This is a genomic window from Lentzea kristufekii (assembly GCF_033949925.1).
In the GTDB taxonomy this organism is placed as follows: domain Bacteria; phylum Actinomycetota; class Actinomycetes; order Mycobacteriales; family Pseudonocardiaceae; genus Lentzea; species Lentzea kristufekii.
In genome coordinates this window covers 91,387-112,345 of record NZ_JAXAVV010000001.1, presented here as the reverse complement: position 1 = coordinate 112,345, position 20,959 = coordinate 91,387, and the positions used below count along the sequence as shown (strand labels likewise).

Here is a 20,959-nt window from a genome sequence, read left to right as displayed (position 1 = left end):
TTGACAACGCGTGCAGATGGCTGACCAGGAAGGACTACAGCCGTGGTGAGAGCCATCGTCGGATCTCGCGTCTCAGTCATGACGCTAGGCAAGACATCACCGCAGGAGCAGCAGGCCACAGGGCAACGGTACGTCCAGCAGCAAGACTGGGACCTGGTCGGGAGCTTTGAGGACCTTGACGTCTCTGCCATCACGTTCGGGCCGTGGCAGCGGCCTGACCTGGCTCCGTGGCTCACTGACAAGGTTCACGAGTGGGACGCAATCGTCTTCACCAAGATTGACCGTGCGTTCCGTTCCATCAAGGACTCAGTGATGTTCGCAGAGTGGATTAAGGAACAGCGGAAGATCCTGGTTTTTGTTGATGACGGGATCAAGCTTGACTATAGCCGGGTCAACAACACCAACATGTATGACCAAATGATGGGCGAGCTGTTCCTGTTCCTCGGTTCGTTCTTCGCGGCACTGGAGGGTCAGAGGTTCAAAAAGCGCGCTCTAGATGGTCATAGCGGAATCAAGTACACCAACCGATGGGCGGGAGGTCAGCCTCCTTACGGGTACAGGGTGATCCCGAATCCGACGGGCGGCAAGCTTCTTGCTATCGATCCGCAGTCAGCAGAGGGAGTTAAACAGGCTGGCAAGTGGGCACTTGACGGAAAGAGTCTGTGGGAAATCGCTGACATGATGACCCAGGCTGGGTTCCCGACTCCTGCCCGTCATGTTGCCAACAACCAAGGACCTGACTCCAGAAGTCGGCGAAAGACCGAGATTTCCGATGTGTGGAATCAGACGGCTATCTCGAAGATCCTGAGGTCTCCTGCCAGTATGGGACTTAAGGTAGAAGGTCGTAATCAGGGCACACCTCGACTTGTTCGAGGGCTTGACGGTCTCCCGATCCAAATGGCAAAAGAACTTTTCAGTCAGGAAGACTGGGATGCAATCCAGGTCAGGCTAGAAGGACGAACCCGTACTAGAGAACGTTCGCACGGTGCGGCACCATTGCTGGGTATCGCCTACTGCGGGGGTTGTCAGGATCGTCTATACCGATTGGTCAATGTAGCCAAGGGGCGAACCTACTCGTATTACCGTTGCTTGGCTAAGCCGGGTAAGCCTAGGTGTGAGGGATATTCGTTCAAAGAGTCCGACGTCATGACCAACTTTGAGCAGGCCGTGACCATTCACCTCAGGGACATCCCGGTCATGCGCCGTACGTTTGTTCCGGGTGAGGATCACACGGCAGAGCTTGAAGTAGTGGTCAAGGCAATGAACGAGGTTCGTCAGGAGAAAGACCAGGGTTTCTATGACTACCCCGGTGGTGATGACGAGTACAAAGAACGTATTGCCGCACTTGTGTCACAGCGCCAGATCCTTGCCGCACTTCCCCAAAGGGCAGCAACCTGGATTGAGGAAACAACCGGCGAGACGTACACGCAGGCTTACTTTCGGATGACCCCCGAGGAACGCCGGACACTGCTCATGGGTGCCGATGTCAGGTTCTATGTCAAACCCGAGTCCGATGACGACTGGACGTACGCCCTTATCACTACCGAGGAGTTCTCAGGCAAAATCCAGAAGACCGGACGGGTGATCGAGCCATCCGGAACGCAACAGGAAGTGCCAAACCCTAAGTACATCGTCGTCAACGCATCAGACTTCAAGAACAACCAACAACACAGAAAGGAGGGATCATCATGAATAAGACACTGTTTTGGATTGCCGTAGCGGCAGTCATCGTAGTTGCCGTGGTTGCTGGTGTTGTGTCTTACGACCACCTGCACACGGTCGCCGTTGCCGCCGGAGAGCAAAACTGGATTGCCAAGCTTGTGCCGCTCAGCGCCGATGGACTTCTGGTTTCCGCCAGTCTCTCCGCCTTCGTGGCCAAGTGGCAGGGCCGGAAAGTTCACGCAATGACCAAGTTGAGTCTTGCCGTTGGCCTTACCGCATCGATTGCCGCGAACATCGCATCACCGTTCGTCGGAAGCCTGACCGGAACTAGTCAAGACATCCTTGCCGCAATCGTTGGTGCGTGGCCTGCCATTGCCCTAGCCCTGTCGTTCGAGGAAGTACTCAGGCTCAGTTCCATGTGGAAAGCGGAAGCGAGCAACGAAGTTGCCACGGAAGTAGCAGCATTGCCGGAAGTCACTGCGGAAGTCTTGCCGGAAACGGTGGCAGTGGAAGTCATTGCCGAACCGGTGGTAGTACCGGAAGTCCCTGAGACTGCGGCAACGCCGGAAGCACTCCCATTGCCGATGGCAACCCCACCAGTACGGAAGTCGGCCATTGCCACGGCACCTAAGACCGGAAGCGTTAAGGCGGAAGCACTGAGGTACTTGGCAGACAAGCCGGAAACAACAGCCGCTCAGTTGGCACTCAGGTTCGACAGGTCCGACCGATGGGCACGGATGATCCGTAAGGACTTCCAAGAGGCTCAGCAGTCCACTCAGACGCGTGAACTAGTCGCTGTGTAGGCGGCACCCAGACGGGGCCTAGCCGCCTGGGTACCAACGGCACCATAAGCCACACCCCAGAACCCCCGGCCTCACCGCCGGGGGTTCCTCTATGCCTTGGGCTCGTCATCGTTCTGCCCAACCTTCTGATCATCCGCAGGCGGCAGCTCGGGCGCAGAGGCCTCGTCAGGAACCACCGGCTCAGGGTCTCTTTCTGGGCCACCGACGGTGATCTCGTAGCTAGCCCCAAGCCGACGCTGAACCTTGAGCGTGACCCGTCGATCGGGATGCTTGGCAGCGGCAGCAAACGTAAGGCGCGCAAGGAGATGCCGGGACACCCGGCTCATCAGCGGCAACAACAGAGGCACAAACCACGGTGCCGTCTGAGCAACAGCAGACCACGACACAAGCACACACCTGTCCGGCAACTAGCCCCGAAGTCCTAGCCACCCGACGTAGGTGGGTCTTGCTGCGCACTAAGGCGTCCTAGGTCAAACAAGCGCCCCAACTTCGGGTGACTGCCCGTCGCATGGACTTCCCTTTCCATGGACAGCCATTGGAGCACCGCAAGCAACGTAATCAGACGCGCCTCGCGGCCCGTCTCGCCCTCCCAGGACTTTGCTTGCAGTCGGCATCCTAGCACAACAAGCCCTCAGATCGCTTCTAAGCCCCCGATCAGGCTGGACCACCCGAGGACACCAGGCTCACCCCACAGAGACGTCTCCGTGGCTCTCAGGTGCCAAAATGGGGGGTTGTGCTCTGGTCTGGTCGAGGTGTACCGGCCTGAGACGACTCTGGCAGGTGTTCGGAAGGTCTCCGGTGACCAGCTCTGACCTGTGCGGACCACGCAAAACCGTTGGCACGCAACAACTTTCGATGACATCCCAAGTCCAAGTGCTCCAAGATCACTCAACCCGACCATCGATGACCAGTTCGAGTGATGCCGGTGCGTGGACCGACCCTGAGGGAGGTCTCTCCCCAGTTCGCGTGTCTCACGCGCTACTCAACTACCACTTACCTACTCAACTCACTTAATTGAGATCCCTTTAGGGGATCTCTTACTAGTACCTACATGTACTCAGTTGAGTAGTAGTTAAGTGAGTAGGTATGTGTGTGTCTCCCTGACGGGAGACACACACGCGTACGTGTGTAGGCGCGAGGCAGTTTGATCGGTCTGAGCTGCAAAAACATCACGCTTAGCGGGTGGTCGAGGCACGTGACGCTGCCAGCCGGACCAAGCTGGACCAATCACTCAGTTCACGAATGTCCGCAAATGTTGCAAAAACCCTCTTAGCTGCTTCAATATCCACGCCGGCGGTGCGACCGCAGAAGTACCAATCACTGACAGGCGACAACCTTGCAAATCACGAGCCACGGCGCAGATGCACTCAAATTAGCAGAAACTCTTAGGCGCTTTTCAGGCATTTCTGAGGGTATTCTCAGGAATGACGAGTAAACTTGACAGTACGCGGTCCGATCCCGCCAAAAAATACATATGCAACATAGCGCACGCGGGCCATGTGAACCACGACGAAGGAGACACAGGCACATGCCCCAGGAGTGACCCAGGCCCGTTGCATAACTGAATAGATCGCACGCCGGTGGAGCAGGTCCACACAGGACCCCGGCCTCAGATCCCAATGACTACCCGGATGGCACCACGCCATGCCGGGATTTTGCGCACTCAAATCAAGACGAAAGGACGTGACTATGAACAAGCGAGAGGAACTCGACTACCTACGACGGTACCGCAGCAAGCAAGAGTTTGGGTGGGACTTCCACACGTGGGAGACCAAGCAGGGATGCGTGTTGCAGCTAGGACAGATGAGGGTCTACTACGGCAGGTGTGTCGATTGCTCGTGCCTGGTGACCACGCGTCGCAGTATCGAGCACGGAACACGCGTAGGGCTGACCAGTGGCGCTAGGTGGCCCGATAGGTGCGATTTGTGCAGGCAGGCTAAGAAGCAAGCTCACGACGCCAAGGCAAAGGAACGGATGCAAGAGCTACGAGCCAAGCGAAAGGCATTCAGGGATGAGCAGTTTCGAAAGGTAGGCCTGCTGTGATTCGCGCCACTTTCACGGCATCAAAGCGACTAGAATCGTGTTCCGAACATCTACATCATCTATGCCACCACAGTTACACGGCACATCAACTTCCCCTAGTCCCCTCCTGGACTCAGGGGTTGCTTTATTTGTACCCAAGTATCACCACCACTACCACCACACGCGAGGAGAAACCATGAACGAAACGGAGCTTCTTGAGTACGAAGCACGACAGACGATGGCCCAAGGAATCCAGGCGGCAATTGCTCGCATCCCTGGAGGTAGCCGACTGGCTAAGTGCTCCCGTATCGGGGTAACGCCGTATGCCCTAGACAAGTGGATCACCGGTGTGTCGGTCCCGACTGAGTCCAATCTCGCTCGACTAGCGAGGCTAGCCAATGTAGAGCAGCAGTGGATTCGAGACGGCGGCAAGGACATTGCGGCTGAGGGGTAAGTACCCCTGGGCCAGAGATCGACACCACCACTACAACCACATACGCACGAACCTTTAGGCCAGGCACTTCGTCTGGTCTTTTTTGGTGTCCAAATATCGAGAGGAACCACTAATGACTATCGGCTCACCCGAAGCGCAGGCAGTACTAACCAGGGGCATTGTTCAGATGCTCCGAAACGCAGGAATCACCGTCCCTGCTGAGCTTGCCAACGAAGTAAAGCTAATCAACTCACTACAGATTCTCCGCGACAAGCGACAGACCAAGAAGCAAAACACCTTGGACAGCCTGCTGAGCATCAGTGCCTCTGACTTTGAGTCTGGCCTAGAGAAGGCATACGAGGTATGGACTGAGGAAAGCCCGGAGAGTGAGTTTGAGGGCAAGGTCAATACGGTCCTAAATCAGAGGATTGTCGGAGCCCTGTACTCGGCTCACGGCCGAATCCTTGGAGACATCACAGACAAGATGAACCAGGTTGTGACTGACTTCCAACTCAATGAGGTTCAGCTTCCGTCGTCATTGCTGGGCGATTTCAACTACATGCGAGCATCTAGGGCTGAGGTAGAAGCAATCAGCGCATTCAGGGATGCAGCCCCAGTTCTTGATTCTCTATGGCGTCCATACAAGGCGGTGGCAACCCCACTGGGACACGACTTGGCAGGTATCGAGTACAGCTCTGCTCTTGATCTCGTATTCATGCTGTCCGACGTTGACAACTTCTATGACGCTCAGGTTCTTGCGCAGGGATTCAACACGCTTCGTATGAATATGGATTCAATGAAGCACATTCAGGGATTGGGCCTGTGGGGTGTCATCCACCTGTCAGGGCACCGCATTGAGATCAGGTCCATTGCTGAGGCTCAGTTCCGCAGGGGAGAAATTCAGAACGCACCCGCACCTCAGCCTGTGGCAACTCACCGCGCAGCCGGTTTCATGCTGGCCTAACAACACAAATGTGAGAGATCCCCGATCTCAAGTCGGGGACCTTACCCCTACCAATGCAAGGGGAAGAGATGAGTACGAACAACATGGAAAGCCTAGAACAGACTGCGGTTCGAGAGTTAGACCGCATTAAACGCCCTCAGAAGCCCTGAAAGGTTCTGATCAGTGTCACCACCCTACAAACGAGAGAAAGTGGCTTAGCAGGCCACTCAGGGCCAGTAATCGGCATGTCAAATCAGAAGGAGAGATCTGATGTTCCAGACCACGGCTATTCGCCAGTGTGACCCAATCAACGAAAAGGAGGTGTTCTCTATGTCAGCACCAAAGCCGACGCCTGATAAGTGGGGTGGTTGGCAAACCCAGGTTGTCAGGGGGACCAAGGGAAAGAAGCTAGTCCCTCTAACCAGTAACGCACGTATCAGCAAGCAACTCCGCGCAGAAGAGGTATCAACAGATGAATGCAACCCAGACCGCTCCGACTGAACCGCACACCTTTGACGACCTACTAGAGATTCTTGACGGCAAGCCGCTAGGCGTCAGTATTGAAGATATCTACCGAGGACTATCCGGAGATACTGGGTATGAGCCTCCTGAGTTCGATCCATTCGGAGACAACCCAGTTGACCCGAAGCTAGACACGGTGCGGGAGCTGGTGGACGACGCGGTCAAGGCCCGGAAGGTAGAACGCAACGGCGCAAACCGCTATCTCCGAGTGCGTAGTCCCTTTGCCCCTGAGAAGCCTGCTGAGCCTCGAAAGGCTCAGGTACCTAGTCCTAGGACCCCCCGAGAGGTTTCGCAGCCTCAGGGGCAGTCACAGACGGATGTGAAGCCCGTCCGGTCAGAGAAGCAAACTCGCAAGGGTCAGAAGCATCCTGGTTCAGCGACCAAGAACAGGCCTACCCGAGATGTCTTCACTCAGAACGATCATCTAATGGCCATTCTCAGGATGGATATCCCCGCGCCTACAGCGCTGGTGGCGGTTCGCTTGGCGACTCTCTACTACGGCTCTGACAGTTATGGCGGTCGTGGGGCATTCAAGGCACCTTTGCCGACTGTCGCTGACATGTGCAACATGGGTCGTTCCACATTCAGCCGTCACCTAGCGGTTCTCCAAGAGGCTGGATTGTTCGTACGCCTGGACAACGCCAAGGGCGGTAGGGGACACAGGAACCCCCTCGTTCTCAAGACCTCCCTGCCCGCGTGGCACGGTAAGGATGAGGAACTATAAAGGTTCTCAGTTCTGAGAAGGTTTATCACCCAAACTGTCCGTTGACCTGCGAGAACCCGCTAAAGGTTCTCACTAAAGGTTCTCAGTATTGGGATACGATAATCTAATGATAGATCTAAAGATCCTTAGACCTAAGAGAAGACCGGTTTAGGCCGGTCTTACTCACTGACCTGTCAACGCAAGCAACCGCAGGTTGCGGCACGCGAAGCGTGATCATCCACTGGTCAACGGAACCAAGCTAAAGGGGTACAAAGGTTCTCACTTTTGAGAACCTTTATGGAGCCGTCCCCTCGTAAACCCTGTCAGATCTGACAGGGTTTCTCACCCAACCTGTAAGGAGCACCGTGCATAAGGACCCTTCCAACCCGAACCCACACATGACCATCTCAATGAAGGAGCTTGCCGAACTCAACGGCACCTCTGTTGAGGAAGCCACTCAGTCGATGACCAAGCTTGTAGAGGTCGGGCTATTCGCAATCACCGACTGCCATCCGGACGACTGGACTATTTGGGCCACGTTCATTCCGACTGTTCCTGTGGATGTCTCGTGAAGGCAATCAACATCGAGGTATTCACCCATCACCGCAAGGGTGACATGAAGGTTCACCCCGTCCTGATCGGCTCGTGTCCGTGGTGTTGTCGTCTACACAAGTTCTCTGTGTCCCTCAAGAGCCGCTCAGAGGCTCTGAGCCTTACGGGCAGGGTGATGACACCAGAACCACATCGTCTCCGCTGTGAGGCGTTCTCAGACGGCGTGAGCCTGGTGGTTCGAGACGAACCCATGAGTGAGTTCCGACGCTCCCTGACTGCTGAGACTCCAGACGACTGGAACAGGTGGATTCGCGTCACCTTTAAGACCGACGAACCCCCGTTCTAAACCAGGGCTCTCATTGGAGTTACTAAAGTTACTAAGCGAGGGTCGTTTCCCTAAACTTTTTCCTAGAGCACCCACACGAGGAGACTTTAGGAAATTGGGGTTCGTTCAGTAACTTGAGTAACTCTGCCTCTGGCAGCTCCCCCAACTCGACTAACAGGGGACCCTTCCGCGGAATGACTAAAGGGTCCTGGCCGGCATGGACGTTTCCGCAGGTCAGAGCATGTATGAGCCTCTGTTCTGTCGTGACGTAACCGTGCCGTCCGCAAGACGGCACTGAGTGGCTCAGCTTTGCTGAGATCACGTAACCCCCGACATACCTTGCTGGCAACCAGCCTTCCCCTCATCAACCGCTCTAAGGAGACCTATTGACCCCTACAGACATGCCGCAAACACGACCGCAATGGATGCTCGACTCATTCTCGTTCGGTGAACCCAAGACGGTTCGTCAAGCCCTTGAGCTAATCCACGATGTAAAGGTGCTCGACAAGGATGCACACCTCATCCGTATGAGCCTCAGGAAGGAGGCCTCATGTTCGATCTAGTGTCCACCCAAGAACTCGTAGAGCGAGAGGTGACAGACGCTCGAAAGCAAGTGACCCGATATCAGCACCGTATCGACAACGCAGAGGCTCTAGCCCGCGAGGAACAAACCCAGACTTACGGACCCCAGATTGAGAGCCTCAGGGCAGACGTAGAAGCCGTAAGGGACGAACGTGACAGGGCTCTAACCCGAATCGAAAAGCTAGCCGTAGCCATGGACGTAGGCGTGCCTCTGAAGAACGCATTTACCTTCGGGGACCTTCTCCAGGGAACAAACCCAGACGAGTACCGAGACCATGCACACAAGCTACTGACCCTATTCGAAAGGATCTCGAAGTGAAGCCAACAAAGAGCAAGAATTGCAAGCGGGGTGGATGCCCTCGTGAGGCAAGGGGTATGAGCCTGTACTGCTCTGCAATCTGCCACTCCTACCACAGGTCCCTAACTACAGGGCTGAGTGAGCCTTCGTTGATGCAGACGGAAAGTACGTACGTGCCCGTTGAGGGCCAGCGTTTTCCCATGCCCAATCCAAGGAGGAATGCCGAATGAACTCAAAGCCCTGTGCCCGTAAGACCTGCCCCGACACGACGGTTAACGGACACACGCACTGTTCTGCACTATGCAGGCAGGTGGACTTTCAATCCGAGAACGCCTTAGACAAGGGAGACACGGCCTCTATGGCTGAGCTATCCGCACTGCTGGGAGTGGTGGACTCTGTAAACCTGTGGAGGACTGCGCTTATGGCTAAGAGTGGAAAGGTGCGCACTAGCAATAGCACGTAGGCGCATTAGTAGCATTGGCCCCTGAGAGCCCTGCTGTGAGGCTGTGTGCGTGCGGGGTAAGCAGGGAGTAGGGAGAGGGCAGAACGTGGGTGTACGTGGCTTACAGAGGGCATTAGAGCGTGCCTCTGCATTAAGGCGTGGGGAGGTTACCCCTCCCCGCCTACTCTGCCTCGGTGCGTATAGCGGCTGCTCATTCGCGAGAAGTTTAAAGGCATTTCAAATTAACGAGAACAGTTAGGAGGCAAGGCGCGTGTACGCGAACGTAGAGGTGCCCGAAGCACCCGAGGGAATCAATGACAAGTCCGCGGAGTTTTGGAATCACGTCCACGAGGTGACTCCTGTCAGCGATCACGAGAGGACCATTCTCGTTCAGATCTGCAAGGCACTCACACGGATTGATGAGATGGAAGCAGAACTCAAGGCTGATGGTCGCTACACCATCAAGGGCGTTCAGGGCTCGACTGTGATTCATCCGCTGTTCACAGAAATCCGGATGCAGCAAAGCATGGTCAACACGCTGTATCGAACGCTCAAGCTTCACGACATCATCGGCGAGATGCCAACAGGCAAGGATTCATCTTCTGATGACCCTAACGTCATCGATATGATTGCTCGTGCTCAGAGCCGCAAGGCGAGTGGTGCGTAATGCCTAAGGAAAAGGGTCGTCTAGGTCATGCGGCAACCAGGGTTGACTCAGATATCGGGCAGAAGTATCAGAAGATTGCCAGTCTTGTCCCGGTGATTGAACATCTACGTCATGGGCTCGACTCACAGCCTGACTACGCCGGTATGAGCGGTGCACTCGATGAGGCTCAGGACGAGCTGGTTCTAGACATCTGGGAGTCACCCACTGAATCGCCGATCAGGCTATCTCTGTTGTTCTCAACAACCCTGGGTGCACCGGTTGAGGTTCATGAAATGTCTGTGCACCGCTACATGCCGTGGATTCCACCTGAGGTAGTAAAGATCAGGGTCTGCTCAATCTCGCTAAGTCGTGGCCTTGTGGCTTTGGTTGATGAGGATGACTACGCGGTTGTAGCTCAATTCAACTGGCAGGCATCCCTAGATCAATCACCAATGGCTAGTAGGCGCATCTACGGCGACGGCAGGAGCTACACGACTGAACTCATGCACAACGTAATCATGAATCCGCCCGCAGGGACTCGTGTTGAGCACGTCGACGGAGACCGCCTGAACAACACCAGGGCCAATCTACGGCTAGTCCAAATCGAGGTCCCGGTTACCCAAGAATTCGAGAGCACACCGTAAAGGCCTCTGAAATGAACGTAGACATGAGAAATCCCCTAGGGCATAGAAACCCTAGGGGACAGGACTTGAATGGCTTAGAATCGATCTGAGAGCCTCATCGGTTACAGGTTGCCACTCCCCCGGCAAACAGGGCATGTGCCTTCAACGGTCTCCCCGTCATCCTCGTAGGTCTTTCCTTCACCATTGCAGATCATGCACTGCGTCATTCGAGCCTGCCGCTAGTTAGAGCAATTCCCGTTGAAGCAAGTAGAACAGACGTCCTCTTGGTCGTTCATCGCGTCATTGTCACACCCACAAAGACAGACGCACTTGTCCGTCTTTCTGGCCATCCAACTGCCCACTATTGCCTACGCTTCCACATCCATACCCATAGTTGGTAGGCAAGACGGCTTTCTCTCACAACCGGCCACAGGACGTACCCGACCACGAACACCGCAGTGGTTCCGAGAATCCAGAACACAATGTCTTCGCCGCTCACGTGTCACCTCTAACGGTGACACTCACTCGTTCAACTCCGTTGAATGAGGTCATGACGTCATCAGCTCAAGATGAAAGAGCCAACAGCGGTAGGCGTCCGCACGTGCCTGGTGTCGTGCAGCATTCTCGGGGTACCGGGTTGCCCTTGCCTGATCCTCAAGTCGAGACACTCTGAACCGAACGATCCGGGTTATGCGCTCTACGTCTCTGACCTCTTGAGCAAGGTTCCGCATGGCATCAATGACCAGCATCGGGTTGACGCCCGGTTCTACTTCCGGCGTGAGCCGTACTGGATCAGTTCCGGCCTGCCTGAGCACCACGACCACCGACACGTGTCACCTCCCGCTATCGCTCACGTTGGGAGGCAGTCCGACACCGGTCGGGGGAGAACCTGACCTGTCGTCCGATCAGGTATCAGCAGTGCCGGACCGCCCTGCGGGTATGTCTATCCCGTGACCAGGTCGTTTATGCTGATCAAAGCGTTTACAAAGGTTGACAACGGGAGTCCGCGTGACGGAGCTGAGCGACGCTCTCAAGGCCGCTCGCACGGCGGCCGGACTCAGCCTGTCCCGGATGTCTCAGCTCACCCACTACAGCAAGCCGTACCTGAGCCTGATCGAGAACGGGAAGCGTCCGGCCCTGCCTGAGGTCATCACGGCCTATGAACAGGCCCTGTCGGTCCCCATCGGCAGTGACCCCGTACGCCGTGCCCATGAGTGGCTCGTTTCGGACTCTCCTGCGGCCATACAGAGCCGTTCGGGTCGCAGGGTGGGCGAGGACCTAGCCGAGAAGCTTGAAGCCCGTGTGATCGAGCTGAGGCACCTAGACGACGTTGTGGGTAGTTCTGACCTACTGCCAGCCATTCAGAAGGAACTGAGCGAGTCAGAGTCCTTGCTACACAACGGTTCCTACCCTGAGCACGTAGGCAGGCGACTGTTCACCACCAACGGAGAGCTAGCTCAACTCGCCGGGTGGGTGGCCAGTGATGCCGGTAGGTACGCAGAAGCACAGCGGGTCTACCTCTCTGGTGTGTCCGCAGCGCAGCAGGCAGCCAACGAACCCCTTGCAGCACAACTGTTCTCGACTCTGAGTTACCAGATCTCGAATGTCGGCAATCCTCGTGATGCCGCTCTGCTGGCACGTACCGCAGTCAAGGGGGCTCATGGTGCAACGCCCGTGGTTCGTGCGCTGCTCTTGGAACGTGTGGCTTGGGCTAGCGCTAAGGCCGGAGACACTGAGGGGACCAGGAGAGCGCTGGACCAGGTAGACGACGCCTACGAGCAACGGTCACCCGGCATCGACGAGCCTGAGTGGGTTTATTGGCTCAACAGAGCCGAAATCGACGTCATGGCGGGTAGGTGCCTGATCGAGATCGGCGACCCCGGCAAGGCAGAACCCTTGCTGTCTAAGGCAGTTGCGTCATACCCGGTGGAGCACTCGCGTGAAGTGGCGCTCTACCTCTCGTGGCTCGCAGAGAGCTACGCGCGGACCGGAAACGTAGATGCAGCAAGGCAAACCCTGAGCCGGGTAAAGGATTACGCGTCACGGATGCCCTCGACTCGAACCAACGATCGTCTACGCCTGGTTGAGGCCCTGGTCTAGTCAGCCTTGAGCGCTTTCTTAGGCAGCACAACAGGTTCAGCGGCCAGACGCGCCAACTCGGCCCGGTAAACCGTACGTAGGTTGTCGATGTCCAAAACGTGTACTGAGGCATCAATGCCTGCTTCGTTGTCGTCCCAGGCACGGTCGATGTTGTAAGACATCAACAACAACGAGGACACCGCGAGATCGGCCGCTCGGATCGCATCATCCGAACACAGAAGCTTCACTGAGGCCACTGCACTCATGGCCGCTTCTTCAAGTTCGGGAAGCAGTTGAGGACGACCCTTGCGTTCGTGCGGGTCGCTCATGTGCTCATTGGTCGTATGGAGCTGGTCAAACCACCGAGTGATCGCAGTCAGCGACTCAGCCAAGAGCGCTGTCTGTTGATCCAAGACACGCTGCTGACGCTCTTGCGCCCACTTGAGCTGATCACGCTGGAACTCACGCCGGTTGGTGAGGATCTGAGTCAGAACAGCCGCAGCCAACGTGCCAACGATGCCGAGGACAGCGACCCACACAGGAACCATGTCGGCAGGCTAGGGCTTGGGTCAGTCGAGCGTGTACGTCACGGGCGCATGATCACCATCGTTGCTGGTAGAAGCCTGTGTGCCCCACCTGCTACTGACCTGATCATCTGTGGGGTACGCTCGGTTGTGAAAACCGTAAACATCTGTAGGCGGATGGCGTCGACGATCTGCAGCACGCCGGCGACGAGCGCCCACACCGCGATGAGCAGCAGCAGCGCCGTCGCGGTGATCCCCGGCCAGAACAACGCGATCAAGCCCGTGACCAGGCCGAGCACGCCGATCAGACCGAGTGCCCAGCGTGCGGGCCACTCCTTGTGGGTCAGCGTCAGGTACAGCATCATCGCGCCGTCGAAGAGCGCGTAGGCGCCCCACAGGATGATCAGCGCGAGCAGGGTGAGGCCGGGCCAGACGAGGGCGGCCAGCCCGAACAGGACAGCGAACACTCCGCGCACCGTGAAGAGCCACCAGCGTTGCATGGTCTGAGATCGTCTCGGCTGTCGCCGGGGTCGGCAACCTGAGACCCTCGTCCGGTGCTGATCCGAGCGGCTGACTGGGAACGGATCCGGTCCGGCGAGATCACGCTGCAGTTCCGGCGGTGGAAACGGCCCACTGTGCGCGCCGGCGGGACGCTGCGGACGTCGCGGGGTGTCCTGGCGATCGACGCGGTGGACGTCGTGTCGCGGGTGTCGCGGGCTGAGGCGGTGGCTGCCGGGTTCCCGACCGTGACCGCGCTGAAGTCCTCAGTGGAGGGACGGGAAGGCTCGCTTTACCGGATCCGCCTGCGTTTCGTGGGCGAGGACCCGCGCATCGAGCTGCGTTCCTCGTCCGATGTGGACGGACTGGAGCTGAAGGCGGACGCTGTCGCGTTGCTGCGGCTGATCGCGGCCAACCCCGGCGTGAGGGCCGCGGACCTGGCCGCCTCGGCCGGCCGCGAGAAGCTGCCGTTCAAGGCGGACGTCCGCAAGCTCAAGGCCAAGGGGCTCACCGAGTCCCTCGAAGTGGGGTATCGCCTCTCCCCGCGGGGAGAGGCGTACCTGCGAACCCTCGACTAGCTCTGACCCGTGATGATCGAGACCGCCCGGTCCTGCGCCTGCTCGTTCACCTCGGCGACCTGGAAGCCGCGCGCCACCGCGTGCGCCACCAGCTCCGGCTCCGGCGGCAGGCCGTACTTGCGCAGGTAGTGCGGCACGGCGCCGGCCCAGATCCACGTGCCGTCGGTGCGGAAGTTGAGCGGCACGTCCTGCTCGCCGTTCTGCGAGAACTCGTCGAGGTCGTAGCTGCGCGCGGCCAGCACGACCGGCGCCGACTCGAGGTAGTTCAGCAGACCGTCGAGCAGCTGCGGGTCGACCGGCGGACGGTTCACAACGATGCGACCGTCGTCGTTCTTGCCGTCGTACACGCGTGCCGTGCGCAGCTCGCCCGGACCGGCCTGCGGCTGGGCCGCGGGGACCTGGTACTCCTGCTGCGGCTGCGGCGGCTGCTGGGGTTCCGGCTCGGGCGCCGGCAGCGGCGGCAGGCCGATGCGCTGACGCCACCAGTCCGGGATCTGCCGGTCCGGCCGCGGGAACGTCTGCAGCTCGTCGCGGAAACCGATCGGCGGCGGCGCGTTGCGCCAGCGCGGCTCGTCCTCGGCGTTGAAGTCCACCGTGAACGCCGCGGGCGCCTCGATCTCGTACGTCGCGCTCAGCCACGTGCCGCGCTCGGGGTGGTACATGCCCCCGCGCAGGTGCCCGAACATCTGCACGACGTCCATCGGTGGCCGCACCGGTCGCAGCTGGCCATCGGGCCCGGCGAACGCCAGGTCGACCTCGATGTGCCTGCCCGCCGCGCGGTACTCGGCCCGGATGCGCTGCCAGCCCTGCGGTACGGCCGGCAGCATGGCACGGCCGATCTGCCGCACCAACTGCTGCTGGTCCTGCTCGCTCAGCGGTGTAGCCGGCTGGCTCATGTGGTTCTCGCCCCTCTCCCCGTGAAAGCCCGCTGATCTTATCGGGCCACCGCGACGCGCGCGGGCCGGTCACTCACGCCGCGTCGTTCACCACACTCTGAGTGGGCGTCCGGGCCGGTGGTTCCAGTCGATGTCTCACTTGGTCCGGCACGGCAACTCGTCGAGGTCGGTGCTCACAGCTGCGACGAACGGAGGATCACGTGGGGAACTCGCCGACCCAGTTGCCGTCGAGCAGGGTCTTCGGCAGGTACTCCGACTCGACGTCGATCGTCATGCCCGCGTCCTTGGCGAGTGAGGCGATCGCCAGGAGCGGGAGCGAGACGAACCCGTTCGGGTCACCCCTGCGGTCCTCGTCCTTCGTCCAGAACCGCTTGTGCAGCTCGAGTGCGCGGACGAGGGAGTCGTTGAACTTCGTCTCGTCCCGTTGGGTGAAGAGGTAGAACAGCTCGATCGGCGGGTACAGCAGCTCCAGCACCAGCTCGGGAGCCGCCACCCGCAGCGTGTCGGGTTCGGTTCCCTGCATGGCGGCCAGGAGGGCGTCGACGAGACCGTCCTCGCCTCGCCAGTAGAGCTGCAGCGCCTTCACCCAGTCGTAGATGTAGTCGTCGTAGTCGGCGCTGGATCCGCGGAGCACCTCTTCCGGCACCGAGGCCAGGACGTCGACGCGCGGCTTCTCCCGGCAGATCATGGCCAGCCACAACGCCCTCAGCCAGTTGCCCGCGTCGGTGTCGATGGTCGGGCCGGTGCCCGGGATGCGCCAGTCCTTGTCGCGCAACCGGAACTGCGCCTCGCCGCCGTCCGCGAGCGCGGTGACGAAGATGGCCGAATTCGCCTGCATCGCCAGCACGACGCTTTCCCAGGTCGGCAACCACGTCGCCGTCGGGTCTCCCGCGGTGTGGTACTCGAACTCCATCACCGCGCGGTTGGTCACGCTGTCCAGCGCTCGCGGGTTCTTCGCGACCAGGTCGATGAAGACCTGCGTCCTCTTCGCCAGGCCGGCGGCCTGCTGGTCCGCCCATTGCTGGTCGATGTCGTGACGAGCGACGACTCGCACCGGAGGACTCCCTTATGCGCCGTAGTCGGAAAGGTCGAAGTGCCTGCGATCGTACCCACCGTACTTCGGCACCTTGGTCTTCTCCGGGGTGCCGTCGGCCCCCGGTACCTCGATCGTGTCGTGCGAGACCTTCGCCTTGACCACCAGGTAGTCGAGGTCGCCTCCGAGAGCGGCGGCGTCCAGTTCGTCGGCGAGGTCGCCGTCACCACGCCGGCGCATGTTCTCCAGAACGCTCTGGACGTACTTCGGGTGTCCCTGCTCGTAGTTCTTGCCGTCGAGACCTTGCCGGACACCGAGGTCGGCGTTCGGACCCTTCGCCTCGACGATGACGTACTTGACGGTGTTCCCGTCCGCGTCCTTGATCTCGTAGACCTGGTCGAAGCTGCCGGCACCGTCGTAGGCGGTCTGACGCGGTACGGGCGTGAGGTCCGTGTTCCGGTACATGTCCTCGATCGCATCGCTGGCCGCGTGCTCGCCGAGGTCCTCACCACGGTCCGTGCGGTCGCGGTGCGCATCGGTGCGCTCCTGCTTGAGCTCGTCGGTGAGCGTGCCGTCTTCCTTCGCCTTCTGGTACCTCGCCTCGACCTCGTTCGCGGTGCGGTTGGCCTCGGCGCGGCGCTCGATCAGATCCCGCGCGCGCTCGGCCTGCTCGGGCGTGGCCTTCCTGACACCGTCGTCCGGGATGTCCTTGCGGTAGTCCGATCCCGTGTAGTCGGTCGGCTTCGGCTCGATGTCACCGTTCTCGTTGCGGCGCAGAATCGGCACGTCCGCACCGTCGGCGTCCTGCTGGGTCGCGTTCTTGCGGCGGTAGCTGCCGTCGTCCAACGGACCGTCGTAGTACTTGTTCCGGTACTGCTCGCTCTGGACCTTGTCCTTCATCGGCATGACGGGGTCCTGCTTCTCCACACCCGGCACCGGTTCGCTGGAGATCGGCCTGCCTTCGCGCTCCTTCGCTTCGGTCGGGTCGAGGTCCTTGTCCTTGTCGTGTGTGCCGGGAGCGAAGCCGTCGTCGCCGGTCCTGGACCTGGAGCCGTCCGGGTGGTGGGTCTCCCACTCGCCGTTGGGCGGGATCTTGGGCTGGCGGGTGCCGTCGGGCCGGATCTCGGCGTCGCTGGTGAAGACGCGGCCGTGGCTGTCGGTCCAGGCCGGCTTGGTGGGGGCGAGGACCGGCGCGTCGAGGTGCCGGGAGAGTTGCTGCGCGAAGTCGTTGCTGCCGGCGTCGCAGCCGATCAGGCGGACGGGCCTGCTGCCGTCGTAGCCGGAGCGGCGGAGCATGTCGGCGTACTCGGCGGGCGTGTAGTCGTGGCCGCCGATGCGGGCCCTGCCGTCCGGGGTGATGTGGACGTCCGCGGTGAAGTAGCGCGGGTCGTTGGGCACGCGGTGCGGCAGGTCGCCCATGTCGCGGTCGCCGCCGTGGTGGGAGACACCGGCCGGGGTGCTTTCCGCGTGCCGGGCGTGCGCTTCCGCCGGGCTCGGGCGGTCTGCGGGCGGTGCGTCCGGGTCGCGGCTGTCGGGGTTGTTCGGGTCGCTGTCGTGCGGCTTGTTCGGGTCGTTGTCGCGCGGCTTGTCCGGGGTGTTGTCGCGCGGCTTGTCGGCGTCCGGGCCGTGGCCGGGTGCGTCCGGCTTGCGCGGGGCGTCGGCGTCGGGGCGGTGCGGGGGTGCTGCCGTGTCGGCGCCGCGGGAGCGGGGGGTGTCCGGGCTGTGCGGACGCGAGCCGTCTGGACGGGAGCCGTCTGGACGGGAGCCGTCCGGGCGGTTGCCAGGGCCGCTGCCGTCCGGGCGCGACGGGGCGTCGGGGCGGTGGGGAGCGTCCGGGCGCGATGGCGAGTTGGGGCCGCTGTGTGGTGCGTCCGGGCGTGACGGGGTGTTGGGGCCGTGCGGGGTGTTCGGGCCGTGGGGCGGGTTCGGGCCGCTGTGGGGAGCGTTCGGGCTGTGCGGCGCATTTGGTGCGTCAGGGCGCGACGGTGCGTGTGGCGCGTCGGGTCGCGACGACGGCGCCGTGGTGCCGCTGTGGGGAGCGTCGGGGCGCGAGGGGCCACCGTGTGGTGCGTCCGGACGGGATGGCGTGTTCGGGCCGTGGGGTGCGTCGGGGCGCGACGGCGAGTTGGGGCCGCCGTGCGGTGCGTTGGGGCTGTGCGGCGCATTCGGGCTGTGCGGTGCGCCGGGACCGCCATGCGGTGCGTTGGGGCTGTGCGGTGCGCCGGGACTGCTGTGCGGTGCGCCGGGACTGCTGTGCGGTGCGTTGGGGCTGTGCGGCGCGTTGGGGCCGCCGTGAGGGCCGGACGGGCCGGTTGGGCGGCCCTGCGGGGCGTCCGGGCGAGACGAAGGCGTGTTCGGGCTGTGGTGTGGCGCGTCCGGGCGGAACGGGGCGTTGGGGCCGCCGTGAGGACCGGACGGGCTGGTCGGGCGGGCCTGAGGTGCGTCCGGGCGCGCTGGAGGTGCCGACGGGGAGTGCGGTGCGTTCGGGGCCCCTGCCGAGGGAGCGTGCGGGGCGGCTGCGGACGGCGTGTGGGTCGGCGTGGACGGTCCCGCCGCCGAGGGTGAGGTGGCGCGGCTCGGAGGAGTCGCGTCGGGGCGGCCTGCGTTCGGGGCGCCGGTCGACGGGGCGTGCGGGGCGCCTGGGGAAGGTGCGTGCGGCATGCCGCCGGACGGGGCGCCGCTCGAAGGCATCGACGGCGACGAAGACCCGTGAGGCATCGAGGGCGACGACGGCATCGAGGGTGACGACGGGGTCGAGGGCATCGACGGGCGGGCCGGGGCGTCTGCGCGGGCCGCCGACGTCGACGCGTCGGGGGTGCGCGGGGCCGGGGCTCCCGAGCCCAGGTCGCCGCGGCTGCCCGGGGTGCCGGTCCAGCCCTGGCCACCGGCCGGGGGACGGCCCGCCGCCGGGGACGACGGGGCGTTGCCGCCCGCGTTCGGGGCGCCGCCCATCGGGCCCGCCTGGGACGGGGCCGATGGGGAGCTGTCCGGGGTGCGCGGTGCGGACGGGGCCTGCGGGACGTCCGCACGCGGCGGGGCCTCGGGCGGTGCCACGGACGACTGGACGGTCTGGCCCGTGTTGCGGGGCGGGGCGTCCGGCGTGGACGAGGGGGACGCGGCGTGCGGCGGTGCGCTGGGACCTGACGGCGCGGATGTGGAGCCGTGCGGCGGTGCGCTGGGACCCGACGGCGCGGACGAGGAACCGTCCGGCGTGCGCGGGGCCGACGGCGCGGCGGCGTTGTCGGGCGTCCGCGACGGTGAGGGCGAGTCGGGAGCGGAACCGTCCGGGGTGCGCGACGGCGACGGGGCGTCCGGCGCCGACGGACTGTCGGGCGTGCGGGACGGCGAAGGTGCGGAAGGGGGCGCCGCGGACGACGGCGACGAGCTGTCCGGAGCCCGCGAAGGCGCATCCGGCGTCGAGGAAGGAGACGAAGGTGAGGAGGGCGACGACGGCGAGGAGGGCGACGACGGCGAACTGTCCGGAGAGGACGGCGAGGACGGCGAGTTCGAAGAGGGCGAACTGTCCGGAGTGGACGAAGGAGAGCCGTCGGGGGACGAGGGCGTGCCGCGGCCACCGGAAGGGAGGTCCGGAGCGTCGGTGCGGTGGAACAGCCCACCGGGCTTGATGGACTTCGTGGAGATCACGTCCAGGCCGGTGACCTTGCCGACCAGCTTGCCGACGACCTTCATGATCTTCGTGAAGATCTCGACGATCTTGCCGAGCAGCGGCGAGACCTTCTTGATGGTCTTGATGAGCTTCTGGATGAGCTCGCCGATGCGGGTGGCCCACTTCGAGATCGCGGTCACGGCCTGCGCCACGATCACCGGCGTGCCGAAGCCCAGCGTGAACACGGCCTCGAGCACCCACGTGATCAGCTTGGCGACGAGGTCGGCGATCAGGTCGCGCACCATCTCGCGCACGAAGCCGACGACCATGCCCATCACGCCGACGACGGTGCCGACCGAACCCGCGGTGGAAGCCGCGCCGGACAACGCGTCCAGCTGCTCGGCCGCGGACTTGCGGTAGGCGTCGGCCGCGGCACCCGTCCACTCGCCGGTGCCGTCGACGGCGGCCTTGTAGTCGCCCGCGATCTTGCCGAGCTCCTGCGAGACGTTGCCCCACGTCGTCGAGTACGACTGGATCACCGGCGGGTCGCCCGCCAGCCAGTCCAGCGCCTCCTTCAGCGGCTGCATGTGTTCCATCAGGAACGAGGCCGCGGACGACAGCAGCGTGCCGAACGGATCGATCGCCATCGAGGCGGCGTCGGCGACCAGGCCGACGACGCCGAGGCCGCCCTCGATCCAGTTGCCCTCGGAGATGCCCTTGTACGCGTCCACCGCCGAGTCGGCGATGTGGAAACCGGTCGCCCAGCCGTTGTCACCGGTGCCGGCGTTGAAGAACCCGGACGGCTCGGCCGGAGCCTTCGCCACCAACGGGTTCGGCGACGACATCAGGCGCCGCCCTTGAGCGCGCGCGTGATCTGGTCCTCGACCTCCTGGTAGTGCTTGGCGGTCTCGGTGACCTTCCTGGCGGTGGCGTCCATGGCCTCCGCCGCGCCCTTCAGCGCGTCCAGGCCCCACTGTTCGACGGGGTCGAGCAGCATCCGGAACGGCTGGCAGATGATCCCGTACGCGTCAGTCGGCATCGACACGGTGTTCGCCGCGTCCACTGCCCCCTGCAAACGCCCCTGCAGACCCTGCAGGGCCTTGGCGTGCGCTTCCAGCACGTCCGAGGTGACGTTGAAACCACCGGCGGTCATCGAACCCCCTCAAGTTCGAGCAACGGACAGGAAGA

15 protein-coding genes are annotated in these 20,959 nt (G+C 61.7%); 9 read left to right on the top strand and 6 right to left on the bottom strand.

Annotated elements, in window-relative coordinates; genetic code table 11:
• The first annotated feature begins 42 nt into the window (after positions 1-42).
• From SK571_RS00565 to SK571_RS00530, 8 genes are all read left to right on the top strand, one after another.
• Positions 43-1,692 carry a recombinase family protein gene (locus tag SK571_RS00565; RefSeq protein ID WP_319982042.1) on the top strand — a complete coding sequence of 550 codons (1,650 nt, stop codon included), beginning with the start codon at positions 43-45 and terminating at the stop codon, positions 1,690-1,692.
• Positions 1,689-2,465, top strand: coding sequence for a DUF2637 domain-containing protein (locus SK571_RS00560; RefSeq protein ID WP_319982041.1), 777 nt, complete (start codon positions 1,689-1,691; stop codon positions 2,463-2,465). The genes SK571_RS00565 and SK571_RS00560 overlap by 4 nt, the downstream gene beginning before the upstream one ends.
• Positions 2,466-5,053: 2,588 nt before the next feature.
• On the top strand, positions 5,054-5,884 hold the full coding sequence (locus tag SK571_RS00555) for a hypothetical protein (protein WP_319982040.1): 831 nt from the start codon (positions 5,054-5,056) through the stop codon (positions 5,882-5,884).
• A 1,569-nt stretch (positions 5,885-7,453) separates the two neighbouring features.
• Entirely contained in the window at positions 7,454-7,660 is a 207-nt protein-coding gene (locus tag SK571_RS00550) for a hypothetical protein (protein WP_319982039.1), read from the top strand.
• An 855-nt stretch (positions 7,661-8,515) separates the two neighbouring features.
• The gene (locus SK571_RS00545) at positions 8,516-8,866 is read left to right on the top strand and encodes a hypothetical protein (protein ID WP_319982038.1); all 351 of its coding nucleotides are present in this window, start codon (positions 8,516-8,518) and stop codon (positions 8,864-8,866) included.
• Positions 8,867-9,558: 692 nt separating this feature from the next.
• Entirely contained in the window at positions 9,559-9,954 is a 396-nt protein-coding gene (locus SK571_RS00540; RefSeq protein WP_319982037.1) for a hypothetical protein, read from the top strand.
• Complete coding sequence (locus SK571_RS00535; protein ID WP_319982036.1) at positions 9,954-10,577, top strand: HNH endonuclease family protein; 624 nt, start codon at positions 9,954-9,956, stop codon at positions 10,575-10,577. Before SK571_RS00540 ends, SK571_RS00535 begins: the two co-directional genes overlap by 1 nt.
• Before the next feature lie 987 nt (positions 10,578-11,564).
• Positions 11,565-12,656, top strand: coding sequence for a helix-turn-helix transcriptional regulator (locus tag SK571_RS00530; RefSeq protein ID WP_319982035.1), 1,092 nt, complete (start codon positions 11,565-11,567; stop codon positions 12,654-12,656).
• On the opposite strand, the gene SK571_RS00525 is transcribed toward SK571_RS00530, so the two are convergent.
• Together SK571_RS00525 and SK571_RS00520 are read right to left on the bottom strand one after the other, a co-directional pair.
• Positions 12,653-13,183: a hypothetical protein gene (locus SK571_RS00525; RefSeq protein WP_319982034.1), complete on the bottom strand. Its 531-nt coding sequence runs from the start codon at positions 13,181-13,183 to the stop codon at positions 12,653-12,655. The genes SK571_RS00530 and SK571_RS00525 overlap by 4 nt on opposite strands.
• 38 nt (positions 13,184-13,221) lie before the next feature.
• Positions 13,222-13,659: an HdeD family acid-resistance protein gene (locus SK571_RS00520; protein WP_319982033.1), complete on the bottom strand. Its 438-nt coding sequence runs from the start codon at positions 13,657-13,659 to the stop codon at positions 13,222-13,224.
• 54 nt (positions 13,660-13,713) lie between these two features.
• On the opposite strand from SK571_RS00520, the gene SK571_RS00515 reads away from it, so the two are divergent.
• Entirely contained in the window at positions 13,714-14,235 is a 522-nt protein-coding gene (locus SK571_RS00515; protein ID WP_319982032.1) for a hypothetical protein, read from the top strand.
• On the opposite strand, the gene SK571_RS00510 is transcribed toward SK571_RS00515, so the two are convergent.
• The 4 genes from SK571_RS00510 to SK571_RS00495 form a co-directional block, all read right to left on the bottom strand.
• The gene (locus SK571_RS00510; protein WP_319982031.1) at positions 14,232-15,131 is read right to left on the bottom strand and encodes a hypothetical protein; all 900 of its coding nucleotides are present in this window, start codon (positions 15,129-15,131) and stop codon (positions 14,232-14,234) included. The two genes, SK571_RS00515 and SK571_RS00510, sit on opposite strands and share 4 nt — an antisense overlap.
• A gap of 196 nt (positions 15,132-15,327) precedes the next feature.
• Positions 15,328-16,185 (bottom strand): immunity 49 family protein, encoded by an 858-nt coding sequence (locus SK571_RS00505; RefSeq protein ID WP_319982030.1) that lies wholly within the window; start codon positions 16,183-16,185, stop codon positions 15,328-15,330.
• A gap of 12 nt (positions 16,186-16,197) precedes the next feature.
• Positions 16,198-20,616, bottom strand: coding sequence for a hypothetical protein (locus SK571_RS00500; RefSeq protein ID WP_319982029.1), 4,419 nt, complete (start codon positions 20,614-20,616; stop codon positions 16,198-16,200).
• On the bottom strand, positions 20,616-20,924 hold the full coding sequence (locus SK571_RS00495) for a type VII secretion target (RefSeq protein WP_319982028.1): 309 nt from the start codon (positions 20,922-20,924) through the stop codon (positions 20,616-20,618). The genes SK571_RS00500 and SK571_RS00495 overlap by 1 nt, the downstream gene beginning before the upstream one ends.
• Positions 20,925-20,959: the final 35 nt, after the last annotated feature.